Here is a 17670-nt window from a genome sequence, read left to right as displayed (position 1 = left end):
CCACGCTCAGCCGGCGGCCAACCGGGCGCGCGGCGCGACCGAACGCTGATAGCGCGCCGGCGTCGTGCCCGTCCACCGTTTGAACGCGGCGATGAAACTCGTCGCCTCGGCGTACCCCAGCCGCAGCGCGACGTCGTCGACCGACAGCGCGCCGGTTGCCAACAGCTCCTCGGCCAGGACGCGGTGCACCTCCTCGACCAGGTCCCGAAAGCTCGTGTTCTCCTCGGCCAGCCGGCGGCGCAGCGTCCGCTCGCTCATCGCCAACTGCCGCGCGACGGCCGCGATGGTGTGGGGTTCGCCGTCGACCGACGCCAGGCGCTCACGCACCCGCCGGGCCACCCCGGTCCGCTGCCGGCGGCGTTCCAGCAATTCGCGGCACTGCTGCTCGCACATGGCCACGGTCATCTCGCTGGCCCGTGGCAGCGGATTGTCCAGCAACGCGGCCCGCCAGCGTGCCACGTTGGCCGGCGAGTCGTACCGCGGTGTCACGCCAAAGGCCTTGCGGGCCAAGGTATCACCCGACGCCGGGGCGGGCCCGGCGAACTCGATCGAGGTGAACGGGACGGGACGGCCCAGCATCTCCGCCATGACCCGGGCGATCGCCACCAGGTCGCGCCGCACCAGGAACTCCGCCACCGGACCGGTCAAGTCGGGCAGGTCGAGCCGCATCGCCGCCACGGGTCCGTCCACCGTGACGGTCGGCAGGCAGAAGCCGTAGCTCAGCTCGTAGAACCGGGCCGCGAACCGGACGGCGTCACCCAGCGTCGAACTGGTCAGGCAGGCAAAACCGAAGATGCCGAGCGCCCCGACGTGATAGCTGCCGCCCACCCGCACCCCCAGGTCGGCCGCTCCGGCCTCGTTGCCCAGCAGGTTCACCAGGTTCGTCGCGACCGTCAGTTCCTGGCGCCCGACGACGGTCCGGTTGGGGTCGTGCAGATCGGCCTCCGACAGACCGGTCCCTTCCAGGACGTCGGCCACGGCACAGCCGTTGTCGCAAGCGAACTCGGCCATCAGGGCGACGCTGACCGTGCTCCGCGGGAAATCCCAGTGGGACACCGGCGAGCCGACGAACACCTGCACTTATCCAGTATGGCGAACGACGATGGGCGAAGGCGGCGATCAGTCCATCGGTTCGACCCACTGAGCCCGGGATGGCCCCGGCTCGAACGGGTCGCCGAAGTACTGCGTCTCGCGGACGACTTCCCCGCTGTCGAATTCCATCACGCTGATCACATAGAACGGTTGCCCGTCATAGGTGAGGACGAGCTCGCTGATCCAGAGGTCGCCGCCGCCGAGCATCCGCCGCACGGTGAAGCGTTTCGCGTTCGGCTGGGCGGCGCGCGATGCCTGGATGTTGGCCCGACCCCGGATACGCTCGCCCGACTGCGGATACTCAAGAACCGCGTCGGCTCGGTAGATTTCGTGCTCCGTGGCGAAGTCGTTGACGTCCGAAGCCGCCCAATGGCGCTGCAGGGCGATGCGCACGTCGTGATCACCCATGGCTGGCTCCTCCCAGACGGCCCCCGCACGGGACACGCTAGGCCGTCGGAACGCTAGGCCGCCAGGCCGTCCGCGCCGCCGACCGAGCGCCGCGCATCGCGCTGCGCGCGCTTGCCCTTTCGCCAGCCGCGCACGGTCGCGATGGCGGTCTTCAGCCCGCGTCGCCGGCCGGTCTGCGGGTCGGTCCCCGCGAAACCGGGCTCCAGTTCGGCGAACATCCGCTCGCTGCGGGTTTCCGGCGCGTCGTCGGCGCTGTCGCGCAGGTAGGAGTTCGGCAGCGACAGCTTGGCCAGCGTGCGCCAGGTCTTGGCGTACTGCACCAGGAACGAGCCGGTGGTGTAGGGCAGGTCGTACTTGTCGCACACCTCGCGCACCCGCACCGAGATCTCGGCGTACCGATTGCTCGGCAGATCCGGGAACAGGTGGTGCTCGATCTGGTGGCACAGGTTGCCGCTCATGAACCGCAGCGCGGGCCCGGCCTCGAAGTTGGCGCTGCCCAGCATCTGGCGCAGGTACCACTGACCCCTGGTCTCGCCGATCATGTCGGTCTTGGTGAATTTCTCTGCGCCGTCGGGGAAATGGCCACAGAAGATGACGGCGTTCGCCCAGACGTTGCGGATCACGTTGGCCAGCGCGTTGGCCTTCAATGTGGACGTGTACGTGGCCCCGGGCGACAGCGCGGTCAGCGCCGGGAACGCGACGTAGTCCTTGAGCACCTGCCGGCCGGCCTTGGCCAGGAACTCGTCGACCCGCTGCCGCGCGTCGTCGTGATCCATCCGCTTCTTGGCGATCTTGCCGAGCTCCACGTGCTGCAGGCCGACGCCCCACTCGAACAGCAGCGCAAGCAGGGTGTTGTAGACCAGGTTGAAGATGTTGAAGCGCTTCCACTTCTGGTCGCGCGTGACGCGCAGCAGTCCGTAGCCGACGTCGTCGTCCATCCCGAGGATGTTCGTGTATTTGTGGTGCACGAAGTTGTGGGTGTAGCGCCAGTGCTTCGACGACCCGCTCATGTCCCACTCCCACGCCGAGGAGTGAATCTCGGGGTCGTTCATCCAGTCCCACTGGCCGTGCATGACGTTGTGGCCGATCTCCATGTTCTCGATGATCTTGGCCACGCCCAGGGTGACGGTTCCCGCCCACCATGCCGGGCGGCGGGAACTCGCGGCCAGCATCAGCCGGCCGGATACCTCCAGCGCGCGCTGCGCTGCGATGGTGCGGCGGATGTAGCGGGAGTCCCGCTCGCCGCGAGAGTCTTCGATGTCCTGGCGGATGGCGTCCAGCTCAACGGCCAGGTTCTCGATGTCGGCGTCCGTCAGATGGGCGAATACGTCGACGTCGGTGATCGCCATCGTCTTCCTCCCTGCGGTCGATTGTCTGTTCCTGAACCAGGTCCAGACCTACGCTATCGTAACCTACGAACCCGTAGGTTACCTGTGAGTAGCCTTTAGATGTCGAGCACACAATCGCCGGACGCGGCCGACACGCAGGTCTGAATCCGGGTGCCCGGTTCGTGTTCCGCGCCGGTGCGCAGGTCACGGACGTGGCCCTCCGTCAGGCCAACCACGCACGACTGGCATATACCCATTCGACAGCCGAACGGCATCTGCACGCCGGCGCTTTCGCCCGCGTCCATCAACGACGTCGCGGCGTCGGCCGCGACGGCGCGACCGCTGCGGGCGAACGTGACCGTTCCGCCCGCGCCGGTCGGCGCCGCCTTGGACACGGCGAATCGCTCCAGGTGCAGCCGGTCCCCGATGCCCGCCGCCGACCAGATCTTCTCGGCCTGGCTCAGCATCCCCTCCGGCCCGCAGGCCCAGGTGTGGCGATCGCGCCAGTCCGGTACCTCCTGGTCGAGCCGGGTGAGGTCGAGCCGGCCCTGGGTGCGCGTCTCGCGCAGCAGCACGCGATAGCCGGGGTGGTCGGCGGCCAGCGCGGCCAACTCGGCGCGAAACATCACGTCGGCTTCGCTGGGCGCCGAATGGACGTGGATGATGTCACCAATCTGGTTGCGGCGCACCAGAGTTCGCAGCATCGACATCACCGGCGTGATCCCCGAGCCGGCGGTGAGGAACAGGATGGACGGCGGCGCCGGGTCGGGCAGCACGAAGTTGCCCTGCGGGGCGGCCAGGCGGACGATGGTCCCCCGCGCGACGCCCGCCACGAGGTGGGTGGACAGGAACCCCTCGGGCATCGCCTTGACGGTGATCGTCACCGTGCGCGCCGAACCGGATCCCGACGTCTCGGCCGGGCTGGACGTGAGCGAATACGACCGCCAGCGCCAGCGTCCGTCGATCAGCAGGCCGATCCCGATGTACTGCCCCGGCCGGTAGTCGAAGTTGAAGCCCCAACCCGGTTTGATCACCAGCGTCGCGGAGTCCTCGGTCTCGCGCCGCACCTCCAGCACGCGGCCTCGCAGCTCGCGCGCCGACCACAGGGGATTGGCCAGATGCAGGTAGTCGTCGGGCAACAGCGGCGTCGTGATGCGCGCGGCCAGCTTGCGTAGCGCGTGCCAACCGGGATGCCGGTCGGCGCCGGCGACGACTGGCCGCCTGGTCTCGACGACGTCGCCCGTGATCGATGGGTTACGTCTGCCCAGTGGATGCTCCTGCTCACGATGCTGCGTCTTGCTTGCACTCACCATTGTGGTCGACTCTTTGGGCATCACGAAACCTACGGTACCGTAACCTACGGTTCCGTAGCCAGCGCTGCGACCTGGAATTCGGTCACAGTCGCGCCTGTCAGAGCAGCTCGAGCAGGAAGGGCAGCTCCTGGTTCGCGTACCACGCCAAGTCGTGGTCTTGGGCGTCGCCGACGATCAACTCGGCATCCTCGTCGCCCAAGTCGGCGGCATCGATGGCCTCGATCGCCTTCGTCACGTCCGGCTCGGCGTCCGCGTTGTCGACGTAGGCGGCGATCACGTCCTCGAGCGCCACCGGCCCACCGAGCCGCACCACCGCGTCGTCGAGGTCGGGCCGGTAGCTGACGTCGCCGGCCTCTGCGGCCAGCACCGCGCGCCGCGGCGGGAGCGATCCGGCGGCGGCGTCGTCGGCCAGCAGGCGCAGCGACGCCAGCGCCGCCTCACGCAGGGCGACCTCGGCGAGCTCGTCGTCGTCACCCTCGGCGTAGGCCTCGCGCAAGGTCGGCGTCAGCGCGAACGCGGTGCCGTTGACGGGCCGGAACTCGCCGTCGGCGACCAGCTGCTGCAACATGGCCAGGGTTGCCGGAATGTAGACGATCGTCACGAATCCCCGATCAGTGTGGCCACGTAGTCGTCGACGTACTTGGACAGCTCGCGCGGCGGGCGCCGGTAGTTCCCGCTCACCACCGGAGTCTTGGGCAGTTTGACGCGCGGCCGCTCGACGTCGTGATAGGGGATCGTAGACAGCAGATGCGCCATCATGTTCAGCCGCGCGTGCTTCTTGATGTCCGATTCCACGACATACCACGGGCTGACCGGGGTGTCGGTGTGCACCATCATCTCGTCCTTGGCGCGCGAATAATCCTCCCGCCGGTACAGCGATTCGGTGTCCATCGGGCTCAGTTTCCATTGCCGCACAGGGTCAGTCAGGCGAGCCCTGAACCGGCGCAGCTGCTCTCCCTCGGAGACCGAAAACCAATACTTGCGCAGCAGGAGCCCGTCGTCGATGAGCATCTGCTCGAAGATCGGGGTCTGCCGCAAAAACAGCGCATGCTCTTGCGGCGTGCAGAATCCCATGACTTTCTCCACGCCGGCGCGGTTGTACCACGATCGGTCGAACAACACGATCTCCCCTTTGGCGGGAAGCTGCGCAATGTAGCGCTGGTAATACCACTGGCCGCGTTCCCGCTCGGTCGGCGCCGGCAACGCCGCGATGCGGGCGACGCGCGGATTGAGGTATTCGGTGATCCGCTTGATCGTTCCGCCCTTGCCCGCCCCGTCGCGCCCTTCGAAAACGACCACCAGGCGTTGGCCGGTATGCCGCACCCATTCCTGCAGCCTCACGAATTCCGTTTGCAGCCGGAATAATTCGGCTTGATATACCTCGTCGGAAATCCTGGGCGCGTTCGGCGCCGCTGATTTCGCCGATTTCGCCTTGGGGCCCTTCGTCGTGGTGCTCACAACAACGAATGATAGAACCGGCCACCGCTTTTCACCGCGACTAATTAGCGGGAGGCTTCCAGCAATTCCTCGAGCGATTGGCTCAACAGGCCGGGCAGCAGCTCGACGTCGCTCATCGCCTCGCGGTCGGCGTTGATGCCGAAATACAACATGCCGTTGTAGGACGTCACGCTGATGGCCAGCGCCTGGTTGTGCAGCAGCGGCGGGACGGCATAGGTCTCGAGCAATTTGGTGCCCGCGATGTACATCTGCGACTGGGCCCCGGGCGCGTTGGTGATCAGCAGGTTGAACGTCCGCCGGGAAAAGCTGGGGAAACTGGTGGCGACCCGGATGCCCATGGCGTGCAGCGTGGGTGGGGCGAATCCCGACAGCGTGACGATGGTCCTGGCGTCCACCAGCCGGGCGGCCGTCGGGTTCGACTCGGTGGCGTGCGCGATCTGCGACAGCCGCACCACCGGGTTCGGCTCCCCCACCGGCAGGTCGACCAGGAACGGCATCACCTGCCCGACGGCCTGGCCGGGGCCGGTCGCGTCGAGCTGGCTGTCGGCGTAGATGGACAGCGGCGCCATGGCCCGCACCGTCGCGGTCGGCGATACCGCCACCCCGCGCGACATCAGCCAGTTGCCCAGGGCGCCGGCGATCACCGCGAGCACCACGTCGTTGACGTCGCAGTCGTACCGTGCGCGCACGGTCCGGTAGTCGTCGAGGTTGCAGCTGGCGACGGTGAACCGCCGGTGGCGTGAAACGGTGGCATTGAGCGGGCTGCTCGGCGCGGTGCCCCGCGACACGGCCCGCGCGAAATCGACGACCCGGCGACCCGCGGCGAGGAGCTCGCCATGGTTGGTCACCACGCCCCCGAGGGCCGATCCGACGGCCTGCAGCTGGGTGCTCGGTCCCACGAACCAGTCGCCGATGGCACCGAAGACCAACCGCGCGTTGCCCGGGTCGCGTTCCGGGACCCAGATGTCCTCGGGCAGCGCCGGGGGGCGTTTGGTGCGATCGGCGATGACGTGGTTGATCTCCAGCGCCGCCATGCCGTTGATCAAGGCTTGATGCGACTTGGTGTAGAGCGCGACCCGGTTCTTGGACAGGCCCTCGACCAGATACATCTCCCACAGCGGCCGCGACTTGTCCAGCGGCCGGGCCGCCAGCCGGGCGATCAGCTCGTGCAGCTGCTCGTCGCTGCCCGGGGAGGGCAGCGCGGAGCGCCGCACGTGGTAGGTGATGTCGAAGTCGGCGTCGTCGATCCACACGGGCCGGGCCGAGCCGACCCGCACCTCCCGGACCTTCTGCCGGTAGCGCGGGATTTGCGGCAACCGCCGTTCGACCGTGGACAACAGCGTCTCGTAGCTCAACCCCGCGCGCGGACGGCGCAGGATCGACAGCGATCCGACGTACATCGGGGTGGCCGTGTTTTCCAGCCGGAAAAACGACGCGTCCGATGGGGACAACCGGGTCACCATGGGGCGCAGTCCTCCTCATCGAATCATCGCCCTGCCGCAAAAAGGAGATGTCTCGCCCACGGTAATCGTCCGGCCGGGCCGGGTCCGAGCGCGGGTACGCGCGAGCCGGAGTTGTGCCATGATGACCACTGCCTGCCACTCTCCAGCGGGCGCCGGTTCGGCCGAAGATTTGGAGAGTGCGCGTTGAACACCAGTCCCGCCGTGAGTCCGTCCGACGCCTTCGCCGTCCTGCCCGTCGTCGACTACGAGCCGCCGGCACGGGACGTATCGCGGAATGTCCCCACATGCCGGCAATCGCCGCGCGCGCCGTCGCTCCGGCGCGGCAGCCCCGCGCAGTACCGGCCCCATCCGGCCGGCAGGCAGCCGGCGGTCGGGCCGCGCGCCGCGATGTCCGCGCAGATGCGGCAGGCCGCGGCCTTCGCCGACGCGGCGCTGCGCCGGGTGCTCGAAGTCATCGACCGCCGCCGCCCGGTCGCCCAGCTGCGGCCGTTGCTGACGCCCAGCCTGGTGGATTCCGTGGTCTCGATGGGCCAGTCGGCCGGCGGCCACCAGGGCGCCGCGGTGCTGCGGCGGATGCGGTTACAGCCCGCCGGTCACCGGGACCCCGAGGCCGCGGCCGAGGTCTGCGGCTCGTACAGCCGCGGCAACCGGATCCACGCCATCGCCTGCCGCGTCGAGCGGGTGCCGGCCGCGACCGGCAACCGGTGGCTGGTGGTTGCCCTGCACATCGGTTGACCCGGCGTCAGTGCGGGGTCAGTGGGGGGACCCGGCGCTGGGCGCCAGCGGTCCGCCCGTGTAGCGGGCCAGCACCGGACCCGCGATCGCCATGATGAAGACGTACGACGTCGCCAGCGCGGCGACCGCGGGGATCGACGTGCCCGCCAATCCGATGATGATCAACGAGAACTCGCCCCTGGCGATCAGCGCGGTGCCCGCGCGCAACTGCCCCCGGCGGGCCACCCCGTCGCGCCGGGCGGCGAAGACCCCGGTGGCCACCTTGGTCGCCGCGGTCACCGCGGCCAGGATCAGCGCCACCGGCAGCATCGGGATCAGCTCCTGCGGGTCGACCGAAAAGCCGATCGCCAGAAAGAAGATCGCGGCGAACAGGTCCCGCAGCGGGCCCAGCACCTTGCGCGCCCGGTCCGCCGTCTCCCCGGTGAGCGTCAGCCCGACCAGGAAGGCGCCCACCGCGGCCGACGCGTGCAGGGATTCCGCCACGGCCGCCACGATCAAGGTGATGCCCAGCACCCGCAGCAGCAGCTGTTCGGAGTCGGGGTGTTCGACCAGCCGGCCCACGTGGTGGCCCCAGCGGTAGGACGCGGCGAACGCCGCCAACAGGGCGCCCACCGCCGCCGCCATGCCCACGACGGCGCGCAGCCAGCCGCCGCCGGAGGCCAGCACCGCGAACAGCGGCAAGTAGGCCGCCATCGCGAAGTCCTCGAGGACCAGTACCGAGAGCACGGCCGGGGTCTCCCGGTTGCCGAGCCGACGCAGGTCCACCAGCAGGCGCGCGATGACGCCCGACGAGGAGATGTAGGTGACGCCCGCCAGGCACAGGATCGCCACGCCGTCCAAACCCAGCAGCCAGCCGGCGATCGCGCCGGGCGCCGCGTTGAGGACGACGTCGACGCCCGCGGACGGCAGGTGGTGGCGCAGGCTGGTCGCGAATTCGGCGGCGGAGAACTCCAGGCCCAGGGTCAGCAGCAGCAGCACGACGCCGATGGGCGCGCTCGTCGTGATGAACTGGCCGCCCGCGTCCAGCGGGAGGATCCCCCCCTTCCCCAGCGATAGACCGGCGAGCAGGTACACCGGGATCGGGGACAGCGCGAACCTGCGTGCGACACCGCCCAATACGGCCAGCGTGGCCAGGAGGGCGCCGAGTTGTAACAACAGCGCCCACGAAACTTGCACCGGCTCAGCCCTTGTCGATGATCTGCTCGACGCCGGCGATGCCGTCATGGGTGCCGATGACGATCAAAACGTCTTGGGCATAAAGTGTTTCGGCTGGGCCGGGCGAGGCGAGCACTTCCTCGTTACGCACGATCGCGACGATGGAGGCACCGGTGCGGGTGCGGGCGTGGGTGTCACCCAACGGGTGGCCCACGAACGGGCTGTTGGCCAGGATGTGGACCTGCCCGGTCTCGAGTCCGGGTATCTCCCGGGCCAACTCGGTGAACCGCTCGGCGATCCGGGGGGCGCCCAGGATCTGGGCCACCGCCTCGGCCTCCTCGTCGCTGAGGTGCAGGAGCGGGCGGGCCTCGTCCGGATCGTCGCGGGCATAGACGACGACGTCGAAGTCGCCGCTTCGCCGCGCGATGATGCCGATGCGGTCGCCCTTGTGATCGGTGAACTCGTAGCGAAGGCCGACGCCCGGCAGCAGCACCTCCTTGACATCCATACCGTCAATCCTGACAGGTCGGACGGAGGCACGGTCAGTGGATTGCCGAGCTCCTAGAGAACTGCTGAAGAGTCCGCCTGGCGCTCGATCCCCGCGGCGTGGCGGCGCGGAAGCGGGAGCAGCATCGACACCTCGCGGCGGTAATCGCGATATTGGTGGCCCAGCGAGGCGACCAGGTCACGCTCCTCCAGCTGCGTGGCGATCAGGATGTAGAGCGTCATGCCGCTGGAGAACAGCAGATGCCCGGCCGTCATGACGGGTGCGGCCCAGAACGCGATGACCATCCCGAGCATCAGGGGGTGGCGCACCACCCGGTAGAGCAGGCGGACGCGGAATTCGATGCTGGTGTACGGCTTTTGGCGCGCCGCCAGATACACCTGCCGGAGCCCGAACAGGTCGAAGTGGTTGATCAGGAACGTCGACAGCAGCGCGATGGCCCAGCCGAGCCAGAACAGCGCCCACAGCACCGCGCGGGCGGCCGGCAGCCGCACCTCCCAGATGGCGGTCGGCATCGTCCGCCATTGCCAGTACAGCAGGGCGAGCACCACGCTGGACAGCAGCACGTAGGTGCTGCGCTCGATCGGCGACGGAATGAACCGCGCCCACCATCGCTTGAACGCGGGCCGGGCCATCACGCTGTGCTGGACCCCGAACACGGCGACCAACACCGTGTTGACCAGTACCGCCTCGCCGACAGGTGCGGCGAGCCCTCGATCGACGCTTCGGGGCACCGCGAGGTTGCCCACGAAGCCAATGAGATACAGGAAGGCCGCGAGGAAGAGCAGGTACGCCGCGGCGCCGTAACCAAGCGTCATGTATCGCTTCATGGGCTAAGTGTCCGCCGGGTGGGCGCACTGGCCTATAGGTCGTTTGCCTCATTTTTTCGTTGCCGGGCTCTAGGCAATTTTGACTAGCTCATTCGGAGCGCATACCCGCTGGCGGACTCTGCCATTTGAGGCAAACGCCTCATGCGACGGCAGAAGCGGTGGACCGATGATCGATCCTGACGAAGTTACCTCAAGAAAGCACGGAGATCAGATCATGACCGAATTAGCATGTGCCGCAACGATGTCCGATGCGCCAGTGGGTGCTCGGATCGATGCGATCGACATCGGCCGGCGCGCCGGCGGGCGGCAAGTCCTGCAAAAGATGTCGCTTTCAGTGGAACCCGGCGAATTGGTCGCCATCGCCGGCGGCAGCGGAGCGGGCAAGACCACCTTGCTGGAGGTCCTCGCGGGACTGCAACCGCCTTCAACCGGAGAGGTACGGCACGACGGCGTTGCCCGCCGTCCACGCATCGTCACCGACTCCCGAGTGGGCTACGTGCCTCAGGACGACATCATCCACCTGGAGATGCCCCTGCGCCGAACGCTGCGGTACGCGGCACTGCTACGGCTTCCAGCCGGCACGTCCGCGGCGGAAACGGAACGGATCGTTGAGGAGACCCTGCAGGACCTCGACTTGGCCGACCGTGCCGACGTGCCAGTACGTGCGCTGTCCGGCGGTCAACGCAAGCGGGCCAGCATCGCCGTGGAGCTGCTGACCGGGCCGAGACTGTTCTTTCTCGACGAACCCACCTCTGGGCTCGATCCGTCGACCGCGGCCGAAGTGATGCGCCTGCTGCGCCGGCTCAGCCGCCGCGGGGTAACCGTCATTCTCACCACGCACGAGCCGGCCGGAATCGATCGGTGTGACCGGGTGGTCTTCCTGGCTCGCGACGGCCACTTGGCCTTCACCGGCAGCCCGGCCGCGGCGCGGCGCTACTTCGGTGCGCAGGACCTCACCGAGGTGTACGAGCGCCTTGCGTGCGAAGGCACTCCGCAAATCTGGGCGGAGCGATTCGCGGGAAGCCGCGTCTACGCGTCAACTCGCCACGGATCCCCTCAACGGCGCGTCCCCCACACCCCGCCCCGCCTCAAGCACACCGGCGGGGTCCGACAATGGTGGCTCCTGACCCGGCGCAATGTCGACGTTCTCTCTCGCAACCGGCTGACCCTTGCGATCCTGCTCGGCTCGCCGGTGCTGGTGACGGTGATGATGGCGACGCTGTTCAAGCGCGGCGAGTTCGATCCGCGTGCCGCAGCCGGTGTGGGTCCGGCCCAGATCGTGTTTTGGATCGCTTTCGACGGCTTCTTCTTCGGCCTCACGTACGGCCTGCTCCAGATCGTCGGCGAGATGGCCGTTTTCCGACGCGAACGGCTGGCCGGGCTCAGCGTGGGCGCCTACGTGGCATCGAAGATCGCGGCGCTGCTACCGGTCTTGGCGACAGTGAGCGCGGTGTTACTCGTTGTGCTGCGCGCGCTCGGTCGGCTCCCCGCGGTCGGATGGGACGTCTACGCCTTCCTGTTTGCGACGATTCTGATCGAAGCGACCTCTGCCCTGGCGTTGGGCCTGTTCGCCTCGGCCGCGGTCTCCAATGCCGCACAAGCGGCCCTCGCCCTGCCGATGCTTTGCTTCCCGCAGGTTCTGTTCGGCGGCGCCATCGTCCCCGTCGACCAGATGGCCACCCCCGGGCGCCTGATGAGCCTGGCCCTGTCCAACCGCCATGCCTTCGATGCTCTGGGGCGCGGCCTGTCGCTCGACCGCTACACCGCCACAATGCCGGCCATGTCCGCCTACCGTGACACCTTCCAGGGGGGCACGGCCGTCAGCCTGGCCGCGCTCGCCGCCTTCGCCGTTGCCCTCACGCTGGCCACGGCATGGGTACTGGACCGGCGCTCCAGGCCCGGCGCTTCCGCGCGATAACGCCTGCACGCCGGCCGGCCCGCGACCCTGCAACAGGGTCGCGGGCCAGGTCTTCGACGCTTACAACGCGTTGGCCGTGCGCTCACAGGGTTCGTACGAAGGCATTCATCGGCTCTTGCTGGCCCCGCAGTATCAGCGTGCGCCGCGGCAGGTCGTCCACCAGCCCATCGGCGACTCCGCGGGCAACCAGCAACTCGCCCCCGGCGGCGTGTTGTTGCATCCGGGCCGCGGCGTTGACCGGACTCCCGAGGGCGGTGAAGTCGACCACCGCCCCGCCGACGTTGCCGACGTATGCCACGCCCGCGTTCACCGCTATTCCCACGTCCAGCCAAGGCCCGTCGGGGGTGCCGTATCCGACCGCTTCGAGCAGCGCGATCCCCGCCTGAACCGCTCGCTGACGATATCGGGGCCCGCTGATGCCCTGGACGAAGAACGCCATCACCTCGTCGCCGATCAGCTTGTCGATCACCGCGTCGTGGCGCAGAAGTGTCTGCGTCGCGGCACCGTAGAACCGGTTGAGCAACGCGGCGAAATCCGCGGCGGGCCGACGGTCACCGAGCGCCGTGGAGCCGCGGACGTCGGCGAACAGCACCGCGATGTCCACCTCCGCGCCGCCCCGCGGCAGTGCGTCGCAGCATCGCTCGCACAAGTTCGGGTTCTTGCGCGAACGGCGAAAACCGGCGGCGGCGAAGATCCGGCCGACGGGACCGCCGAACGGGTTGTTGCACAGCTTGCATCGCGGGGCCGAAGGCAGATAGCGAAACGCGCGCCTCGCTCGGATCAGGGAAGCGTGGCCGTCGGTGAGTACCTTGTCCCACAGACCCGACGAGGGGACCGACTGCCGGGCCGGCGCGACGGCCGCGGATTGCCGTTGGGCAGTGCGAGTCATGGGAAAATGGTCTCGCCGATTTCCCGCCCGCACATGAGGCATCCGCCCCAAATCAGTCGAGCGCGCTGGCGGTCAGGCCGTGCCGTGTCGCGTACAAGCTGGCCCCGATCCTGTTCGAGACCCCGATTTTGGCATAGATGCGCTCGACGTGATTGCGAACGGTCTTCTCGGAAATCCAGAGGGCCGAGGCGATCTCGCGGTTGGATTGCCCGCGCGCAACGTGCAGCAACACCTCGGCTTCGCGCCGCGTCAGTCCCTCCGGCCTGACGGCTCTGCGTGACGGCCGGTGACCCGCAGCCTCCAGCACGGCTTCGACCACATCACCGTCGAGGCGCCCGCGGGCGGCCTCGCTTCGTAGCCGCCTTGCGGCGTCGGTGTCGTCGAGGGCGTCACGGTAGGGCCGTGGTTCCATTGAGGAGCAATAACTTTCGGCAGCGGCAAGGATCCGATCGCGAACGGACAGGTCTTCACCCCGCACACCGTTCGGATACCCCGATCCGTCGAGTCGCTCGTGATGGTTCACCGCGGCCTCCCGGACGGCCTTCAGCCCACCCACCCGGGCCAGAATTCTGCCGGTCAGGTACGGGTGGATCTGCACCCGCTCGCGTTCGGCACCGGTCAACCCGCCCGGCTTCTCCCAGACCCGGTTCGACACGCCGATCCGGCCGAGGTCGTGGACGTAGCCTGCGCGGCGCAAGATGTCGATCTCGTTCTGCGGCAGCCGAGCACATTTTCCGGCGTTCTCCGCCAGCTCGGCCACGGCGCGGGAATGGCCAAGCGTGAACGGGCACTTGAGGTCCACGAAATCGCCCATTGCGCGCAGCAGTGCGTCGAGTGCGGGGCCGGTCAGCGCCTCCCCCGGGTCCGGGGCCAAGTCGGCGGCGGTCGACCATGCATCTTCGCTATCACTCAGCAGCTCATCGGCGGCAGCTGTGAACACCGCGACGATATCCGGATCGAACTGTGTGCCGCTGCGTCGGCGGACCTCCGCGACCGCGGCTTTCGCGCCGTACGCGCGATGGTGCACCTCGGCGATGTCGGCAACCTGCGCCACGCGCATTGTCACCGGTATCTGCCCGCCGGCGGCGCCACCGGGAAGGCCGCTGCCGTCCCACCGTTCGTACGCATAGGGCAGGGCTTCGCACACGTCCGCACCCAGGCCGATCTCGTCGGCGAGCAATGCGGCCGACAGGCAATGGGACTGCACCAACGCGCCGAGGTTGCCACGCGCGTCCAAAAAGACTTTGGCCGCCAGCTGCGCCCGTTTCGGCAATGTCGACCCACGACCGAGGTTGCCCAGCAGAAATCGCCGGTACGGTGCCCCTGACCAGTCGATGAAGTGGCTGTCGTGTCGCATCGCGATGTCGTCGCCGAACCATCGCGTGTACTCGTGGGAGTCGGCGTGACACCCGATCCACATCACCAGACCGGTGTAGAAGACGGTCCCGCGCTCACGTTCACCGAGCCCCAGCCGCTCGGCGAGCCTGGTACCCATAGCCGCCGACCTCAGCATGTGGTCCATCGGCTGGCCGAGCCCGAGGTCGACCGCCAAAGACAGCGCCGCCAGTACCTCGATTCGCGACACAGCTCCGTCGAAGGGCATGAAACTCGCCCCTTCCTTGACCGGGCGCGGTCGCGGGGTCATCTGTAGCCACACAGCAGGTGATGCCTGATTAGCCTATGGCATCGGCGTTGCTGCCGGGTGGAGAAACGACGGCTCCGGGCGCGGCTAGCGCCGCTTCACCGATTTCGGCGGCTTGGCGCCGCGGCCCTGCTGCCGCGCGGCCGCGCGCCGCTCGCGCCGGCTGGCCCCGCCGGGCACCCCGGCCGGGGCCTTCCCGTCGCCGCCGTTGCGCTGCACCTGCGCCGAGCCGTCCTCCGACGGACCCGAGTACGTCAGCGCGGGGCGCTCGTCATCGATCCCCTTGGCGCGCAACATGCTTGGGGCCTCCTCGCGGACGGCGGCCGGCGCGCCGCCCTGCTGCTCGGCCCCCGCCGCGGCGGTCGCGAATTCCGCCAGGCCCTCCGGCGCTTCCACCGGCGCGACCTGCGGTGCGGGCACCGCCTCGACGGTGACGTTGAACAGGAATCCGACCGACTCCTCCTTCATGCCGTCGAGCATGGCCATGAACATGTCGTAGCCCTCGCGCTGGTACTCCACCAGCGGGTCGCGCTGCGCCATCGCGCGCAGCCCGATGCCCTCCTTGAGGTAGTCCATCTCGTAGAGGTGCTCGCGCCACTTGCGGTCGATGACGTTGAGCAACACGTTGCGCTCCAGCTGCCGCATCGCGCCCTCGCCCGCGATCTCCTCAAGCTCGGCTTCCCTTGCGGCATAAGCGCGTTCGGCGTCTTTGAGCAGCTCGTCGAGCAGTTCCTCGCGGGTGAGGTCGTCGCGCTCGGAGTCATCGTCCGGGCGCACCAACGTCTCGTGGTCGATGCCGACCGGGTACAGCGTCTTGAGCGCCGTCCACAACGCCTCCAGGTCCCAGTCCTCGGCGTACCCCTCGGCCGTCGCGCCGTTGACGTAGGCGGTGACCACGTCGCGCACCATGTCCAGCGCCTGCTCCCTGAGGTTCTCGCCCTCCAGGATGCGGCGGCGCTCGGCGTAGATCACCTTGCGCTGCTGGTTCATCACCTCGTCGTACTTCAGGACGTTCTTTCTGACCTCGAAGTTCTGCTGCTCGACCTGGGTCTGCGCGCTCTTGATCGCGCGGGTGACCATCTTGGCCTCGATGGGCACGTCATCGGGCAGGTTCAGCCGGTTCAGCATCGCCTCGAGCGCGGCGCCGTTGAACCGGCGCATGAGCTCGTCGCCCAGCGACAGGTAGAAGCGCGACTCGCCCGGGTCGCCCTGCCGGCCCGAGCGGCCGCGCAGCTGGTTGTCGATGCGCCGCGACTCGTGCCGCTCGGTGCCCAGCACGTAGAGACCGCCGGCCTCGACCACCTCGGCGGCCTCCTTGCCGGCCTCCTCCTTGACCTTGGGCAGCTCCTCGTGCCAGGCCGCCTCGTACTCCTCGGGCGTCTCGACCGGGTCGAGGCCGCGCTCGCGCAGCCGCTGGTCGGTGAGGAAGTCGACGTTGCCGCCCAGCACGATGTCGGTGCCGCGGCCGGCCATGTTGGTGGCCACCGTGACCCCGCCGCGGCGGCCGGCCACCGCGACGATCCCGGCCTCCTGCTCGTGGTACTTGGCGTTGAGCACGTTGTGCGGCACGCGGCGCTTCTGGAATTGCCGCGACAGGTATTCCGAGCGCTCCACGCTGGTGGTGCCGATCAGCACCGGCTGGCCCTTCTCGTAGCGCTCAACGACGTCGTCGACCACCGCGATGTACTTGGCCTCCTCGGTCTTGTAGATGAGGTCGGACTGGTCGGATCGGATCATCGGCTTGTTCGTCGGGATGGGCACCACGCCCAGCTTGTAGATCTCGTGCAGCTCGGCCGCCTCGGTCTGGGCGGTACCGGTCATGCCCGCGAGCTTCTCGTAGAGCCGGAAGTAGTTCTGCAGCGTGATGGTGGCCAGCGTCTGGTTCTCGGCCTTGATCTCGACGTGCTCCTTGGCCTCGATGGCCTGGTGCATGCCCTCGTTGTAGCGGCGGCCGTACAGGACGCGGCCGGTGAACTCGTCGACGATGAGGACCTCGCCGTCGCGGACGATGTAGTCCTTGTCCCGGTTGAACAGCTCCTTGGCCTTCAGCGCGTTGTTGAGGTAGCTGACCAGCGGCGAGTTGGCGGCCTCGTAGAGGTTGTCGATGCCGAGCTGGTCCTCGACGAACTCGACGCCGAGTTCGTGCACGCCGACGGTGCGCTTGCGCAGGTCCACCTCGTAGTGGACGTCCTTCTCCATCAGCGGGGCCAACCGGGCGAACTCGAGGTACCAGTTGGAGGCGCCGTCGGCGGGGCCCGAGATGATCAGCGGGGTGCGGGCCTCGTCGATCAGGATGGAGTCGACCTCGTCGACGATGGCGAAGTTGTGCCCGCGCTGCACCAGGTCGTCGAGCGAGTGCGCCATGTTGTCGCGCAGGTAGTCGAAGCCGAACTCGTTGTTGGTGCCGTAGGTGATGTCGGCGTTGTAGGCCACCCGGCGCTCGTCGGGCGTCATCTGGGCGAGGATCACGCCGACGTCCAGCCCGAGGAAGCGGTGCACGCGGCCCATCCACTCGCTGTCGCGTTTGGCCAGGTAGTCGTTGACCGTGACGACGTGCACGCCCTTGCCGCCGATGCCGTTGAGGTAGGCCGGCAGCACCGACGTCAGGGTCTTGCCCTCACCGGTCTTCATCTCCGCGACGTTGCCGAAGTGCAGCGCCGCCGCGCCCATCACCTGCACGTCGAACGGGCGCTGGTCGAGCACCCGCCAGGCCGCCTCGCGGGCCACCGCGAACGCCTCGGGCAGCAGGTCGTCGAGGCTTTCGCCGTCGGCGTGCCGCTTCTTGAACTCGTCGGTCTTGGCCCGCAGCTCCGCGTCGGTCAGCTTTTCGACCTCGTCGGACAAGGTGTTGACGTAGTCAGCCACCCGCTTGAGACGCTTGAGCATGCGACCTTCGCCGAGGCGCAGCAACTTCGACAGCACGGTGTTGTCCCC

At 68.3% G+C, this 17670-nt stretch carries 15 protein-coding genes; 2 read left to right on the top strand and 13 right to left on the bottom strand.

Translation table 11 applies throughout. The annotated features are described in order from the left end of the window. Positions 1-6: 6 nt before the first annotated feature. The 7 genes from G6N37_RS25655 to G6N37_RS26000 form a co-directional block, all read right to left on the bottom strand. The gene (locus G6N37_RS25655) at positions 7-1080 is read right to left on the bottom strand and encodes an AraC family transcriptional regulator (protein WP_163684330.1); all 1074 of its coding nucleotides are present in this window, start codon (positions 1078-1080) and stop codon (positions 7-9) included. A gap of 39 nt (positions 1081-1119) precedes the next feature. Next, positions 1120-1500: a nuclear transport factor 2 family protein gene (locus G6N37_RS25650; RefSeq protein ID WP_163684329.1), complete on the bottom strand. Its 381-nt coding sequence runs from the start codon at positions 1498-1500 to the stop codon at positions 1120-1122. A gap of 53 nt (positions 1501-1553) precedes the next feature. Beyond that, positions 1554-2849: a fatty acid desaturase family protein gene (locus tag G6N37_RS25645; protein WP_163684328.1), complete on the bottom strand. Its 1296-nt coding sequence runs from the start codon at positions 2847-2849 to the stop codon at positions 1554-1556. Positions 2850-2944: 95 nt separating this feature from the next. After that, positions 2945-4138, bottom strand: a complete 1194-nt coding sequence (locus tag G6N37_RS25640; protein ID WP_372514741.1) for a ferredoxin reductase — start codon at positions 4136-4138, stop codon at positions 2945-2947. Positions 4139-4238: 100 nt separating this feature from the next. Next, entirely contained in the window at positions 4239-4742 is a 504-nt protein-coding gene (locus tag G6N37_RS25635; RefSeq protein ID WP_163684327.1) for a DUF6912 family protein, read from the bottom strand. Then, complete coding sequence (gene ppk2, locus G6N37_RS25630; RefSeq protein ID WP_163684325.1) at positions 4739-5599, bottom strand: polyphosphate kinase 2; 861 nt, start codon at positions 5597-5599, stop codon at positions 4739-4741. The genes G6N37_RS25635 and ppk2 overlap by 4 nt, the downstream gene beginning before the upstream one ends. Positions 5600-5643: 44 nt before the next feature. Continuing rightward, positions 5644-7062 (bottom strand): WS/DGAT/MGAT family O-acyltransferase, encoded by a 1419-nt coding sequence (locus tag G6N37_RS26000; protein WP_179961869.1) that lies wholly within the window; start codon positions 7060-7062, stop codon positions 5644-5646. 183 nt (positions 7063-7245) lie between these two features. Here G6N37_RS26000 and G6N37_RS25615 point away from each other — a divergent pair, with 183 nt between their 5' ends. After that, positions 7246-7797 (top strand): Rv3235 family protein, encoded by a 552-nt coding sequence (locus G6N37_RS25615; RefSeq protein WP_163684321.1) that lies wholly within the window; start codon positions 7246-7248, stop codon positions 7795-7797. Positions 7798-7815: 18 nt separating this feature from the next. On the opposite strand, the gene G6N37_RS25610 is transcribed toward G6N37_RS25615, so the two are convergent. From G6N37_RS25610 to mddA, 3 genes are read right to left on the bottom strand one after another with little or no spacing between them, the layout of a single operon-like run. Beyond that, the gene (locus G6N37_RS25610) at positions 7816-8973 is read right to left on the bottom strand and encodes a cation:proton antiporter (RefSeq protein ID WP_163684319.1); all 1158 of its coding nucleotides are present in this window, start codon (positions 8971-8973) and stop codon (positions 7816-7818) included. A gap of 4 nt (positions 8974-8977) precedes the next feature. Further along, on the bottom strand, positions 8978-9460 hold the full coding sequence (locus tag G6N37_RS25605) for a cation:proton antiporter regulatory subunit (protein WP_163684316.1): 483 nt from the start codon (positions 9458-9460) through the stop codon (positions 8978-8980). A 53-nt stretch (positions 9461-9513) separates the two neighbouring features. Then, the gene (gene mddA / locus G6N37_RS25600; RefSeq protein WP_163684314.1) at positions 9514-10287 is read right to left on the bottom strand and encodes a methanethiol S-methyltransferase; all 774 of its coding nucleotides are present in this window, start codon (positions 10285-10287) and stop codon (positions 9514-9516) included. Between the two features lie 214 nt (positions 10288-10501). Between mddA and G6N37_RS25595 the strand changes: the two genes are divergently transcribed. Next, a complete protein-coding gene (locus tag G6N37_RS25595) occupies positions 10502-12205 on the top strand; it encodes an ABC transporter ATP-binding protein/permease (RefSeq protein WP_174813983.1) in 1704 nt (567 codons plus the stop codon). An 82-nt stretch (positions 12206-12287) separates the two neighbouring features. Here G6N37_RS25595 and G6N37_RS25590 read toward each other — a convergent pair whose 3' ends face one another. The 3 genes from G6N37_RS25590 to secA all read right to left on the bottom strand — a co-directional run bounded on the left by G6N37_RS25590 (position 12288) and on the right by secA (position 17658). Continuing rightward, positions 12288-13094 carry an adenylate/guanylate cyclase domain-containing protein gene (locus G6N37_RS25590; RefSeq protein WP_163684311.1) on the bottom strand — a complete coding sequence of 269 codons (807 nt, stop codon included), beginning with the start codon at positions 13092-13094 and terminating at the stop codon, positions 12288-12290. 52 nt (positions 13095-13146) lie between these two features. Continuing rightward, entirely contained in the window at positions 13147-14697 is a 1551-nt protein-coding gene (locus tag G6N37_RS25585; protein WP_163684309.1) for an HD domain-containing phosphohydrolase, read from the bottom strand. 126 nt (positions 14698-14823) lie between these two features. After that, entirely contained in the window at positions 14824-17658 is a 2835-nt protein-coding gene (gene secA / locus G6N37_RS25580) for a preprotein translocase subunit SecA (protein ID WP_163684307.1), read from the bottom strand. Between the last annotated feature and the right edge of the window lie 12 nt (positions 17659-17670).

Origin of the sequence: Mycobacterium seoulense, assembly GCF_010731595.1 — a bacterium.
In the GTDB taxonomy this organism is placed as follows: domain Bacteria; phylum Actinomycetota; class Actinomycetes; order Mycobacteriales; family Mycobacteriaceae; genus Mycobacterium; species Mycobacterium seoulense.
The sequence above is the reverse complement of the archived record's forward strand: the minus strand, read 5'-3'. Positions and strand labels throughout refer to the sequence as shown.

What these genes read in the sequence shown, in the direction of transcription:
- G6N37_RS25650 (WP_163684329.1), bottom strand. Translation starts at nt 1,500, where the DNA reads ATGGGTGATCACGACGTGCGCATCGCCCTGCAGCGCCATTGGGCGGCT.
- G6N37_RS25645 (WP_163684328.1), bottom strand. Translation starts at nt 2,849, where the DNA reads ATGGCGATCACCGACGTCGACGTATTCGCCCATCTGACGGACGCCGAC.
- G6N37_RS26000 (WP_179961869.1), bottom strand. Translation starts at nt 7,062, where the DNA reads ATGGTGACCCGGTTGTCCCCATCGGACGCGTCGTTTTTCCGGCTGGAA.
- G6N37_RS25605 (WP_163684316.1), bottom strand. Translation starts at nt 9,460, where the DNA reads ATGGATGTCAAGGAGGTGCTGCTGCCGGGCGTCGGCCTTCGCTACGAG.
- mddA (WP_163684314.1), bottom strand. Translation starts at nt 10,287, where the DNA reads ATGAAGCGATACATGACGCTTGGTTACGGCGCCGCGGCGTACCTGCTC.
- G6N37_RS25595 (WP_174813983.1), top strand. Translation starts at nt 10,502, where the DNA reads ATGACCGAATTAGCATGTGCCGCAACGATGTCCGATGCGCCAGTGGGT.
- G6N37_RS25590 (WP_163684311.1), bottom strand. Translation starts at nt 13,094, where the DNA reads ATGACTCGCACTGCCCAACGGCAATCCGCGGCCGTCGCGCCGGCCCGG.
- G6N37_RS25585 (WP_163684309.1), bottom strand. Translation starts at nt 14,697, where the DNA reads ATGCCCTTCGACGGAGCTGTGTCGCGAATCGAGGTACTGGCGGCGCTG.